The sequence below is a fragment of the Nocardia sichangensis genome (genome assembly GCF_047200615.1).
Classification (GTDB): Bacteria; Actinomycetota; Actinomycetes; order Mycobacteriales; family Mycobacteriaceae; genus Nocardia; species Nocardia sichangensis.
Window position 1 is genome coordinate 1 of the sequence record NZ_JBJZOK010000117.1, and the last position, 1,115, is coordinate 1,115.

A 1,115-nucleotide genomic window follows, 5' to 3' on the forward strand; every position below is an offset into this window, starting at 1 on the left:
CTAGTTGTGATGTACAGGGAGGTTGGTCAGCCGGGTGACCGGTGGCCGACCTCCGAGGGCGGAGTGGGCTCGGTGGTGATTGTAGAAGTGGAGCCATGCGGGCAGGGTTGTGTTGCGTTGTTCGGTGGATTCATACAGCCGGGCGTAAGCCCAGCCCTCGGCCATGGTGCGGTGGAAGCGTTCGATCTTTCCGTTGGTTTGTGGCCGGTAGGGGCGGGTGCGTTTGTGGGTGATGCCCAGTTCGGTGCAGGCATCGCGCCAGGCATGTGATTTGTAGGCCGAGCCGTTGTCCGACAGCACCCGTTCGGTGGCGACGCCGTGGTCGGCCAGCCATGCCACGGCCCGCTGCAGCACACCGATCGCGGTGGCGGCCTTCTCGTCGGAGTGGATCTCGGCGTAGGCGAGGCGGGAGTGGTCGTCGATGACGGTGTGCACGTATGCGGTGCCGATGGCGGGCCGGTAGTTGTTGCCGCGCTTGCCGGTTCGGTGGGCGGTGGCGCGGGCGTTGGACTTGCTGGCGCGGCGGTCGAGGAACTTGTGCCCGCCGCCGTCGGGGATGTTGGCGAACTTGGTGACGTCGACATGGATCAGCGACCCGGGATGGGGGTGTTCGTAGCGGCGCAGCGGTTCGCCGGTGACCCTGTCGATGCGCGACAAACGGTTGATCCGGCACCGGGTCAGCACCGCGTGCACGGTCGAGGCCGGCATCGCCAGCAGGCCGGCGATCTGGATCGGTCCGAGCCGGTGACGCCACCGAAGCCGCACGATCCGGCGTACCGCGTGTGGCGGGGTCTTGGCCGGGCTGGTCATCGGACGCGAGCTGCGGTCGGCCATCCCGGCAGGACCCTCGCCGCGGTAGCGGTCGGACCATTTCCTGGCGGTTCGCGGGGAGACCATGAACATTTTCGCTGCTGCGGTATAGCTCCAGCCGCGGTCGACGACGAGCTGGGCCAGTCGTAGACGAGCACGCGGGGTCAACGCTGCGTTAGCGTGGGACACGAAGGCCTCCGGATCGGTGAAGCGGTGAATTCGACAGCTCCACTTCACCGCCGGAGGCCTTCACCAGTCACACAGGCTCACCGTTCCAACCCGGTACAACCTCCCTGGACATCACA

General features: G+C 66.7%; 1 protein-coding gene. It reads right to left on the reverse strand.

What is annotated here, in order from left to right; translation table 11 throughout:
* Positions 1-999, reverse strand: a complete 999-nt coding sequence (locus ACL03I_RS39365) for an IS481 family transposase (RefSeq protein WP_412808651.1) — start codon at positions 997-999, stop codon at positions 1-3.
* Positions 1,000-1,115 lie beyond the last annotated feature (116 nt).